Annotated in this window: 12 protein-coding genes; 5 read left to right on the forward strand and 7 right to left on the reverse strand. The window is 64.7% G+C overall.

The window, feature by feature from the left end; translation table 11 throughout:
• Nucleotides 1-11: 11 nt before the first annotated feature.
• Nucleotides 12-848, reverse strand: coding sequence for a universal stress protein (locus tag JQ603_RS36475; protein ID WP_212347958.1), 837 nt, complete (start codon nucleotides 846-848; stop codon nucleotides 12-14).
• 206 nt (nucleotides 849-1,054) lie between these two features.
• Here JQ603_RS36475 and JQ603_RS36480 point away from each other — a divergent pair, with 206 nt between their 5' ends.
• Nucleotides 1,055-2,602: a Do family serine endopeptidase gene (locus tag JQ603_RS36480; RefSeq protein WP_212347961.1), complete on the forward strand. Its 1,548-nt coding sequence runs from the start codon at nucleotides 1,055-1,057 to the stop codon at nucleotides 2,600-2,602.
• 243 nt (nucleotides 2,603-2,845) lie between these two features.
• Nucleotides 2,846-3,208, forward strand: a complete 363-nt coding sequence (locus JQ603_RS36485) for a hypothetical protein (protein ID WP_212348012.1) — start codon at nucleotides 2,846-2,848, stop codon at nucleotides 3,206-3,208.
• A gap of 12 nt (nucleotides 3,209-3,220) precedes the next feature.
• On the opposite strand, the gene JQ603_RS36490 is transcribed toward JQ603_RS36485, so the two are convergent.
• A complete protein-coding gene (locus tag JQ603_RS36490) occupies nucleotides 3,221-3,478 on the reverse strand; it encodes a DUF6496 domain-containing protein (protein WP_212347964.1) in 258 nt (85 codons plus the stop codon).
• 87 nt (nucleotides 3,479-3,565) lie between these two features.
• Nucleotides 3,566-3,760 (reverse strand): DUF3072 domain-containing protein, encoded by a 195-nt coding sequence (locus tag JQ603_RS36495; RefSeq protein ID WP_212347967.1) that lies wholly within the window; start codon nucleotides 3,758-3,760, stop codon nucleotides 3,566-3,568.
• Nucleotides 3,761-3,875: 115 nt separating this feature from the next.
• Between JQ603_RS36495 and JQ603_RS36500 the strand changes: the two genes are divergently transcribed.
• Nucleotides 3,876-4,097 (forward strand): hypothetical protein, encoded by a 222-nt coding sequence (locus JQ603_RS36500; protein ID WP_212347970.1) that lies wholly within the window; start codon nucleotides 3,876-3,878, stop codon nucleotides 4,095-4,097.
• Nucleotides 4,098-4,115: 18 nt separating this feature from the next.
• The gene (locus JQ603_RS36505; RefSeq protein WP_212347973.1) at nucleotides 4,116-4,325 is read left to right on the forward strand and encodes a hypothetical protein; all 210 of its coding nucleotides are present in this window, start codon (nucleotides 4,116-4,118) and stop codon (nucleotides 4,323-4,325) included.
• An 87-nt stretch (nucleotides 4,326-4,412) separates the two neighbouring features.
• On the opposite strand, the gene JQ603_RS36510 is transcribed toward JQ603_RS36505, so the two are convergent.
• On the reverse strand, nucleotides 4,413-4,646 hold the full coding sequence (locus JQ603_RS36510) for a hypothetical protein (RefSeq protein WP_212347976.1): 234 nt from the start codon (nucleotides 4,644-4,646) through the stop codon (nucleotides 4,413-4,415).
• 95 nt (nucleotides 4,647-4,741) lie between these two features.
• Nucleotides 4,742-5,011, reverse strand: coding sequence for a hypothetical protein (locus tag JQ603_RS36515; RefSeq protein WP_212347979.1), 270 nt, complete (start codon nucleotides 5,009-5,011; stop codon nucleotides 4,742-4,744).
• A 140-nt stretch (nucleotides 5,012-5,151) separates the two neighbouring features.
• On the opposite strand from JQ603_RS36515, the gene JQ603_RS36520 reads away from it, so the two are divergent.
• A complete protein-coding gene (locus tag JQ603_RS36520) occupies nucleotides 5,152-5,373 on the forward strand; it encodes a hypothetical protein (protein ID WP_212347981.1) in 222 nt (73 codons plus the stop codon).
• Here the strand turns inward: JQ603_RS36520 and JQ603_RS36525 are convergent.
• Both JQ603_RS36525 and JQ603_RS36530 read right to left on the reverse strand, forming a co-directional pair.
• Nucleotides 5,370-6,860 carry an HWE histidine kinase domain-containing protein gene (locus JQ603_RS36525; RefSeq protein ID WP_212347984.1) on the reverse strand — a complete coding sequence of 497 codons (1,491 nt, stop codon included), beginning with the start codon at nucleotides 6,858-6,860 and terminating at the stop codon, nucleotides 5,370-5,372. The genes JQ603_RS36520 and JQ603_RS36525 overlap by 4 nt on opposite strands.
• 13 nt (nucleotides 6,861-6,873) lie before the next feature.
• The coding region (locus tag JQ603_RS36530; RefSeq protein ID WP_212347987.1) for a response regulator at nucleotides 6,874-10,266 on the reverse strand (3,393 nt) is incomplete at its 5' end.

The following is a 10,266-nucleotide window of genomic DNA, read 5'->3' on the forward strand; positions in this document are numbered from 1 at the left end:
GGCCGGCTTCGCTAATGCGACATCAGCGTCGGCACCGTCATGGCCTCCAGCATGGCGCGGGTGACGCCGCCGAGAAAGCGCTCCTGCAACCGCGAATGGCCGTAGCCACCCATCACCAGCAGATCGAGTCTCTCGTCGGCCGCCAGTGACAGGATGGTCGGCTGAATATCGGAGCGCGCGGCTGACAGGCCGACCGTGTGGGTTGACAGGCCGCGCCGGCCAAGATGCCTCGCCAGATTGCGGGCCGATACCTCGCTCGGGACCGTGTCGGCCTCGTTGATCGAGATGAGCAGGATCTCCTCGGCACGCGCCAGGAACGTCGCTGCGTCGCGCATCGCGCGGGCGGCGACGCGACTACCGTCCCAGCAAATGCCGATCCGCTTCGCCTTGAAGGCACCACGGAAGGTGTAGGGCAGGAACAGCACCGGGCCGCCGGCCTGGAACAGGATTTCGCCGGGCACGTCGTTGTCGAACGAGCCTTGCGCCGGATCGGGCTGGAGCACGACGCTGAGGTCGTGCAGCCGCGCCATCTCGCCGAGCGAGCTGGCTGCATCCGCGGGGATCGCGCCGAGCGGATGGCAGTCGTAGGAAATTCCGGCGTTCGCCGCCTCGCTTTTGAACACCTCGAGCGCGGCCTCGGCCCGCTCCAGGGCGCGCTCGCGCTCCAGCTCGAACACGGCCGCCAAGGCGGCACCGCCGTCCATGACGTAAGCTGCGCTGCTCGCGACATAGCCGACCGCAACCGCGTCGAGGTGGGCGTTGAGATGCGCCGCGAGCGTGATCGAGCCGTCGATCGCGGCGCGCATCGGCCGCTCGGTCGGGATGTGGACGAGAATGTCTTTGTACATGGCGCGCCTCCGATCGACCATCGTTGATGGAGGCAGTCTTCCACTGCGGCGAGGGGCGGCCTTGAGCTGCATCAAATGTGCAGGCGCGATCTTGGCCGGCCGTCGCCCACCTTTGCCAAGATTTAATCGCGTGGACGGAACGCCGTAAGGTGGCAACGGCCATGTTGGGTGCAAGGCGACACCTGACCCAACATGGACATTTCGACATGAACGATCGCGTCAATTCCCACACCACCACGACCGGGAAGATCCTGAGACCGCGCCGGCTTGCGCTGCTCGGCACCGTGGCCGCGCTTGGCGTGGCCGTGCTGGCCGGCTCTCCCGGTTCCTCGCAGTTCGGCATGACCTCCTTCGTCGCGCCCGCGCAGGCCGCGGAAACCGCCGCCACGCCGCCGGGCTTCGCCGACCTCGTCGCCAAGGTCAAACCCGCCGTGATCTCGGTGCGGGTCAAGATCGACCGCGACAACGACAAGAATGCGATGCTGCAACAGAACCGGATGGATTCGGACGAGGACTCGCCGTTCGACCAGTTCTCGCGGCAGTTCGGCTTCCGCGGCCCAGGCGGCATGAACGGTATGCCGCGCCAGCGTCACCAGATGGTCACGGGCGAAGGCTCCGGCTTCTTCATCTCCGCCGACGGTTACGCCGTGACCAACAATCACGTCGTCGATCATGCCGAGTCCGTGCAAGTCACCATGGACGACGGCACGACCTACACGGCCAAGGTGGTCGGCACCGATCCGAAGACCGATCTTGCGCTGATCAAGGTCGACGGCAAGAAGGACTTCCCCTTCGTCAAATTCTCCGAGCAGAAGCCGCGAATCGGCGACTGGGTGGTGGCGGTCGGCAATCCCTTCGGCCTCGGCGGCACCGTGACCGCCGGCATCGTCTCGGCCAGTGGCCGCGACATCGGCAACGGGCCCTATGACGATTTCATCCAGATCGACGCGCCCATCAACAAGGGCAATTCCGGCGGCCCGGCCTTCGATATGAACGGCAACGTGATCGGCGTGAACACCGCGATCTTCTCCCCGTCGGGTGGCTCGGTCGGCATCGGCTTCGACATCCCGGCGACGACCGCAAAGCTCGTCGTCGCGCAGTTGAAGGACAAGGGTGCTGTGACCCGCGGCTGGCTCGGTGTGCAGGTGCAGCCGGTGACCGCCGACATCGCCGACAGTCTCGGCCTGAAGGAGGCGCGCGGCGCGATCGTCGACAATCCGCAGGACGGCAGCCCGGCGGCGAAGGCCGGCATCGTGGCGGGTGACGTCATCACCGCCGTCAACGGCACCGCGATCAAGGACTCCCGCGATCTCGCCCGTACCATCGCGACGCTGGCGCCGGGCAGCTCCGTGAAGCTCGACGTCTTCCGCAACGGCGGGAGCAAGACTGTGACGCTCGCGCTCGGCGAACTGCCGAACGAGCGGCAGGCCCAGGGAAACGGTAAAGCCGACGAGGGCAAGGCGCAGCTGGGCAAGGGCACGCCGCGCCTCGGGCTCAGCCTGGCACCGGCCGGCGAGGTGCAGGGCGCGGGCCAGAAGGGCGTCGTCGTCACCGAGGTCGATCCGCAAGGGCCGGCAGCACAGCGCGGCATCCAGACCGGTGACGTCATCCTCAATGTCGGCGGCAAGCCTGTGGCCAATGTCGGTGACGTCCGCGCTGAATTGGCGCAGGCAAAATCGTCCGGCAAGAACAGCGTGCTGCTTCAGGTGAAGGGCGCGGAAGCGACCCGGTTCGTCGCGGTGCCGCTCGCCTAAGTCTCTCGCTTTGAACGTCAATTCAAAAGGCGGCCCGCGGGCCGCCTTTTTCGTGCCGGCGTGAAAGATACCCACAGGCCGACGATAACATTCTCGTTAACGGCAGCATTGATGACGGGTTAGTCCGAAAAAGCCGCGTTCGCTCGTCAGACTTGAGTCCATATTACTTGCAGGGGGTGGGAATTCCGAACGTCCGGCTGCTTTCGTGGAACCGGCCGGTGTTCGCATTTGATCGGTGCCGACATGGATCGATTGAAGCTCTCGCTGAGACGTGCGCTGCTCGTGGCGCCGCTCGTGCTGGCGGCCGGAAGCGCCCTCGGGCGCGACGATGGCCGCTACGCCGATTCACCGCTCAAGCCGTGGTTCGACAGTCTGCGCAGCCATCTCGGCCCGTGCTGCTCGGATGCCGATGGATTTGCCGTCTCGGATCCCGATTGGGAATCGCACGACGGGCATTATCGCGTGCGCCTCGACGGTCAATGGGTGGATGTGCCGGATGAAGCCGTCATCACCGAACCGAATCGGGCGGGACGCACCATGGTTTGGCCAGTGAAGACGGCGTTCGGGATTTCGATCCGGTGCTTCATGCCGGGCAGCATGATCTGACGGGTGTCAGCGTCACCGCTTGCTGGATTTGCGCTTCGACGATTTCCTGGCGGTCTTCTTCTTGGACGTCTTCCGCTTGGAGGCCTTCTTCGGGACCTTCTTGCCCTTCTTGCGGGCCTTCGAGAGTCCAATCGCGATCGCTTGCTTGCGACTCTTCACGCGTCCGCCGCGACCGCTCTTCGCGGTGCCTTTCTTGTAGCGGCGCATTTCGCTCTCGACGTCGCTGCCGGAGCTGCGCGAGTAGCGGCGCTTCTTTGCCTTGCGTGCCATGCATTTTCTCCCTTCGCCGGACCAAACCACTCGACACAGGCATGGTTCCGAAAATGCGTAAGCAAAGCTGCGGATGTGCGGCGCCGCCTAGTACGAATTCGCCAGCTCGATCTCCGCCTCCAGCACCTGGATGCGCCGCGCGGCCTCGGCAAACGACAGATCCCGCGCATATTGCGCGGGCTGATACGCTTCTTCGCTCAGCCGCTTCAGCCGCAAGCCTTGGGCCCGAGTCATTTGCTCCATGAGAAAAGCCTTGGCGTCGTATTTACCCTGAACCTGCATGTCCGCTCTCCATCCTGAAATCGCGACTTGACTATATGTTCTTATTTTGTTCTAACAAGCCATGGACAACCGAATTAATGAAATTCGACGTAAAATCAGCGCCTTGAGGTTGGAGATGGCCGACGTCGAGGCATCCGTGCGCGACTTCGTCGACCGGGGGCGCGACTGCACGGAAAAGGCCCTGGCGCAGATGGATCTGCGCCGGAAAATCAACCTGCTGATCGGCGAATGGAGAGCGGCTGGCGGCGGCGATGTCCTGCCGGATGTCCGCGATCGTGTACGGCTTCGTCCACTGAAGAAAGTCGCAGATCCCGCGCGGACGATCGCGCGTCGCTGAGAGCTTTGGGAGCGCGTCATGGAGGAAGACCCGGACACGTACCGGATCCTGAGGCTGCGCGCCGAGATTCTCGAACTGGGCTCCGCGATCCGGCAATTGCAGCGGGAGGGGCTCGACGACGCCGCGGCCCAGCTCCTGATTACGCGCAAGCGGGCGCAGCTCGATCATCTCGTGAAGATGAATTCTGCGAAAGGCGGACTGAACATCGCCGATATGCAATGCGATTAGCGCGTGCGATGTGGCGTCCAGGGAATCGCATCGAATACCAAGGCGAGAAGGCCCCGCGATTGCGAGGCCTTCGATGAGCGGCTGCGCTTACTTGGCGGTGCTCGTGCCCTTGGTCATGGTGCCGCCCTGATCGGAGCCGGGGCCAGAGCCGCCCTGGCCGGAGGGATCGGGACTCTTGGTTTTCGTGTTGGCGCCGGTCGTCTGCGAGGACGAGGTCGAGGATTCATGTTTCTGCTTGTGCGACTTGGCCTGCGCGGCAAACGGGGCAGCGGCGAGGCCGGTTGCCAACATCACGGCGAGAGCGAGCTTGGTCGTCTTCATGCGCGGGAACTCCCTGAGTTAAATTGACGCAGGCAGCCAACTGCCGTTCGTCACAGGAGTTCCCGACAAAGTCGCCGGCGTGTTTCACGCCCGCTTCAAAATTCCTTGTCCTCATCGATGATGAAGACGGCGCCGGTGAGCGTCGCGCCGATCGCGAACGTCGTCACCAAGGTGAGGGCGAAGACCAGAATCGCCTGGCTCCCGCCGTGATTGAGCAGATTGGCGACCGCCGGATTGGACAGAGTGAGCGCGAGGCCGAATGCAAGCCCAAGAGCTGCGCCCATCATCGCATGCGTCACGAGCTTGATGAGGCCAGTGGGAGAGATCAGGCTCGGTGGCTTCTTGGGCGACTTGTTCGCACGCATGGAACCGACCTTCGAATTGCACAAGCAACGCGCGCGATGCTCGCGGGTTCCATTCGCATGAAGGAATTGTCATCCGCCGCTTCATCCAGCGTTCATGCCGGGCTTGCGAGGATGAAGGCCATCAACATGGGACACTCGACATGGGTAAGGTCGTCTATCTCTATCGCTCGCTGGCCTATCGGAATGCGGCCGCGGACATGTTGCGCAAAGCGCGCAAGCTGCCGCACGGTGCGGAGCGAAGCGCCGCGCGTCGCTACGCGATGGCGCTGCGCGATCTCGCACAAACGGAAGCCTGGCTCGAAGGGCGCGTCCCCGACGAACCTCGCTCGATCCTGCGCACGAAAGTCGCCGCGTCCGGCTAGCCCGACGCGCGCTGCAACTCGGGGGAAGTGTCGGCGTCGAACTTGCCCTGCGTTGCCGAGGCAGGGGTCTTGCGGGTCAGCGGCACGTCCAGGCGGCACAACAGGCCCTCGGCCCGCCAATCGAATTGCGCCCGTCCGCCGAGCTGGGACTCGACGCTCGCAAGCAGGCTCCGCGTACCGAAACCGCGAGACTTCGGCGTCCTCACGAGCGGGCCGCCGGATTCCTCCCAGGTCAGGGTGAGATGGTCTTCCTCGAGCTGCCAGCCAATCAGGAGCCGGCCCGATCGCGTCGAGAGCGCGCCATACTTGGCGGAGTTGGTGAATAGCTCATGCAGCGCCAGCGCCAGCGTCTGGGCGGTTGCCGGCAGCAACTGAACCTCCGGGCCTGCGAGCTTGATCTGGTCGCCGAGTGAATAAGGTGCAAGCTCCTCGTCGATCAGCTTGGAAAGCTCGGCGCCCTGCCAGCTCGACAGCGAAAGGATCGTGTGCACGCGCGCCAGCGCATTGATGCGCCCCTCGACGGCGTTGACATAGGCCTTGACCTCGTCGGCACGGGTGAGGCGCACGATCGATTGCGCCAGCGCCAGCGCATTCTTGGCGCGATGATCGACTTCCCGCGCCAGCAGGTTTTGCCGCTCCTCGGCACGCTTGCGTTCGGTGATGTCCACGGTGACGCCGCTCACGCGCACCACGCGGCCGGCCTGGTCCACGGTCGCGGCCGCCGTGCCGACGCACCAGCGCACCTCACCGTCGGGCCGGCTGACGCGAAACTCCCCTTCATAGGCGCGCGCCCCGCTATTGAACGCGGCAATCGCCTGGCCGAACCGGTCGACGTCATCGGGGTGCAGCAGCGCCTGGATGTTCGCCGAGGTGACGTTGAAGGTCTCCGGCGTCACGCCGAAGATGCGGTACTGGCCTTCGTCCCACATCCAGTCGCCGTTGATCCAGTCCCAGTCCCAGGACCCCATCTTGCCGGCGGCAATCGCCATGCTGCGACGCTGCTCGCTCTCGCGCAGCTTGGCGGTGGAGTTCTCCAGTTCCGCCGTGCGGGCGCGGACACGGTCCTCGAGTTCCTGATTCAGCCGTTCGAGCTCGCGGGTCTTGCGATAGAGCTCGGAAAACACCTTGATCTTGGCGCGCAGCACCTCCGGCACCACGGGCACCGGCACGTAGTCGACCGCGCCCATCTCGTAGCCGCGCAACCGGTCGATGTCGCTCACTTGAATGGCCGAGATGAAGATCATCGCGGTCTTCTGGAAGCGCGGATGTTCCCGGATCATCGCCGCCAGCTCGAAGCCGTCGAGCTCGGGCATGCAGACGTCGACCAGGATCACCGCGATCTCGGTCTTGAGCAGCACCTCCAGCGCCTCGCGCCCCGACGAGGCGATCACGAGATTCTCGCCGAGATCCTTCAAGATCACCTCATAGGCGAGCAGCTTGGCCGGCTGGTCGTCGACGAGGAGGATATTGACCTTTTCGTGGTCCATTCGCGGATCCAGCTCAGCGGTGCAGCCACATGCGGATCGCAAGCAGCAATTGATCGGTGTTGACGGGTTTGGCGAGGTAGTCGGAGGCGCCGGCTTCCAGACATTTCTCGCGATCGCCTTTCATCGCCTTTGCGGTCAGCGCGATGATCGGAAGGCGGGCGAAGGCCGGGTTCTCGCGGATCACCCCGATGGTCTGATAGCCATCCATCTGCGGCATCATGATGTCCATCAGCACGATGGCGATTTCCGGATTGGATTCGACCAGCGTCACGGCTTCGCTGCCGGTGGTCGCCGTCAGCACCTTCATGCCGCGCCGTTCCAACACGCTCGATAGCGCAAAGATGTTCCGAGCGTCGTCGTCGACGAGCAGGGCGGTCTTGCCGATCAGGTCCTCGTCGGAACTGTTCAGCTTCTCCAGCATGCGCTGCTTCTCGACCGGAAGTTCCGTGATCACGCGGTGCAGGAACAGCGCGGTCTCGTCGAGCAGCCGTTCCGGCGATTCCACACCCTTGACCACGATGCTGCGCGCCATGGTGTGCAGCTCGGCATCCTCCTCCGCCGAAAGCTCGCGGCCGGTGAAGACCACCACCGGAACGTTCGAGAGCGCCTCGTCATTGCGGATCTGGTCCAGCACCTCGAAGCCGCTCATATCGGGCAGGCGGAGGTCGAGGACCACGCAATCGCACGGCGCTTCGCGCAGCATCGAGAGTGCTCCGGCGCCGGTGTCGGTTGCCACGATCTCGATGTCATCGTGATGCAGCAGCTCGCGGATCGAGAGCTGCTCGGCCTCGTTGTCCTCGACGATCAGGAGCCGCTTGCGCCTGGGACGCGCATATTCCTTGATCTGCGTCAGCGCCGCCGCGACGCCTTCGGTCGTGGTCGGCTTGTTGACGAAGGAGAAGGCGCCGCGCGCCAGCGCATGCTGGCGGTCCTCGTCCAGCGTGATGATCTGCACGGGGATGTGGCGGGTCAGCGGATTGTGCTTGAGCTGGCTCAGCACCGTCCAGCCGAGCATGTCGGGCAGAAACACGTCGAGCGAGACCGCGCGCGGCTGGTACTGCTTGGCAAGCTCGAGCGCCTCCGCGCCGCGCGCGGCGACCAGCACCTTGAAGCCCTTGTCGCGTGCGAGATCGACCAGCACCCGCGCATAATGCGGATCGTCCTCGACGATCAAGAGGATGCTGTCGCCGGGCTCGAGGTTGAGACGGTCGTCGGGCAGCTGCTCGATGACGCGCTGCTGCTCCGGCGCGGCCGGCTGCAGCGCCGGCGGCTGGCTGTATTGCTGCGGCGCCGGAGCGGCACGCGGCGCCAGCGTCGGTCCGGAATATTTCAGCGGCAGATAGAGCGTGAAGGTCGAGCCCTTGCCCGGCGCGCTGCGCAGATGGATTTCGCCGCCGAGCAGGCTCGCGAGCTCGCGGCTGATGGCAAGGCCAAGACCGGTGCCGCCATATTTGCGGCTGGTGCCGGCGTCGGCCTGCTGGAACGCCTCGAAGATCAGCTTCTGCTTCTCCAGGGGAATGCCGATGCCGGTATCGGACACCTCGAACGCGATCACGGCCGGCGCGGAGTTCAGCACCGGGTGATCCGTTCCCCAGCCGCCGAGGGCGGCCTCGACCTTCAGGCGCACTTCGCCTTCGGCGGTGAACTTGAAGGCGTTGGAGAGCAGATTCTTCAGAACCTGCTGCAGGCGCTTGGAGTCGGTGACGATGCTGCGCGCGAGGTTCGGATCGACGTCGATCTTGAACGAGAGGCCGCGGTTCTCCGCCTCGTGCCGGAACGGCCGCCCGACGGTCTCGAGCAGGTTGGCGGTCAGGATCTCCTCGGCATCCACCGTCACCGTGCCGGACTCGATCTTGGAGAGATCGAGGATGTCGCTGATGAGGTTGAGCAGGTCGGTGCCGGCGCCGTGGATGGTGCGGGCGAACTCGACCTGCTTTGCCGTGAGGTTGCCGTCCGGATTGTCGGTGAGCTGCTGTCCCAGGATCAGGATCGAGTTCAGCGGCGTGCGCAGCTCGTGGCTCATATTGGCAAGGAATTCGGACTTGTACTTCGAGGTCAGCGCGAGCTCGGTCGCCTTTTCCTCGAGCGCGCGACGGGCCTGCTCGATTTCCTGGTTCTTGCGCTCGACCTCGACGTTGCGCTCCGCGAGCTGCTGCGCCTTCTGTTCGAGCTGGTCGTTGGTCTGCTGCAATTCGCGCTGCTGGGTCTGAAGCTCGCCGGCGAGCTGCTGCGACTGCTTGAGCAGGCCTTCGGTCTGCATCGTCGCCTCGATCGAGTTGAGCACGATGCCGATGGAGTCGGTGAGCTGCTCCAGGAACGTCATTTGCGAGGTCGTGAAGGACGCGAGCGAGGCGAGTTCGATCACCGCCTTGACCTGGCCTTCGAACAGAACCGGCAGCACGACGAGGTTCTTCGGGGCGACCCGGAACAGCGCGGAATTGATCGGCACCACGTCCGTCGGAATGTCCGCGACGACCCGCGGGCGCCTGTCGAGCGCGCATTGGCCGATCAGGCCCTCGCCGAATTGCAGCACGCGCTGGTAGGGATAGATGCCGTCGCCGGCGTAGGAGGCGAGCAGCAGGAGCTGCGGATTGTCCTCGCTCTCGATCTGGTAGATCACGCCGGTGTGGGCGTTCACCAGCGGCGACAGCTCGGTGAGCAGCAGCCGGCCGACGGTGGCGAGGTCGCGCTGGCCCTGCAGCATGTTGGTGAATTTCGCGAGGTTGGTCTTCAGCCAGTCCTGCTCGGTGTTCACGTCCGTCGTCAGACGGAGGTTCGTGATCATCGTGTTGATGTTGTCCTTCAACTCCGCGACTTCGCCGCGGGCATCGACCTGGATCGACCGCGTCAGGTCGCCCTTGGTCACGGCGGTCGCGACCTCCGCGATCGCGCGGACCTGCGAGGTGAGGTTGGCCGCCAGAAGATTGACGTTGCCGGTGAGGTCCTTCCAGGTACCGGCCGCGCCGGGCACGTCGGCCTGGCCACCGAGGCGGCCTTCGACGCCGACTTCGCGCGCCACCGACGTCACCTGATCGGCGAAGGTTGCGAGCGTCTCGGTCATGTTGTTGATGGTGTCGGCGAGCGCGGCGACCTCGCCCTTCGATTTCACGGTGAGGTTCTGCTTGAGATCGCCGTTGGCGACCGCGGTCACCACCTTGACGATGCCGCGGACCTGCTCGGTCAGATTCGCCGCCATGAAGTTGACGGTGTCGGTGAGATCCTTCCAGGTGCCGGCCACACCGGGCACCTGGGCCTGGCCGCCGAGCTCGCCCTCGGTGCCGACCTCGCGGGCGACGCGCGTGACTTCGCCGGCGAAGGCGTTGAGCTGATCCACCATGGTGTTGATGGTGTTCTTCAGCTCGAGGATTTCGCCCTTCACGTCCACGGTGATCTTGCGGGACAAGTC

This window comes from Bradyrhizobium liaoningense, assembly GCF_018130825.1.
Lineage (GTDB): Bacteria > Pseudomonadota > Alphaproteobacteria > Rhizobiales > Xanthobacteraceae > Bradyrhizobium > Bradyrhizobium liaoningense_B.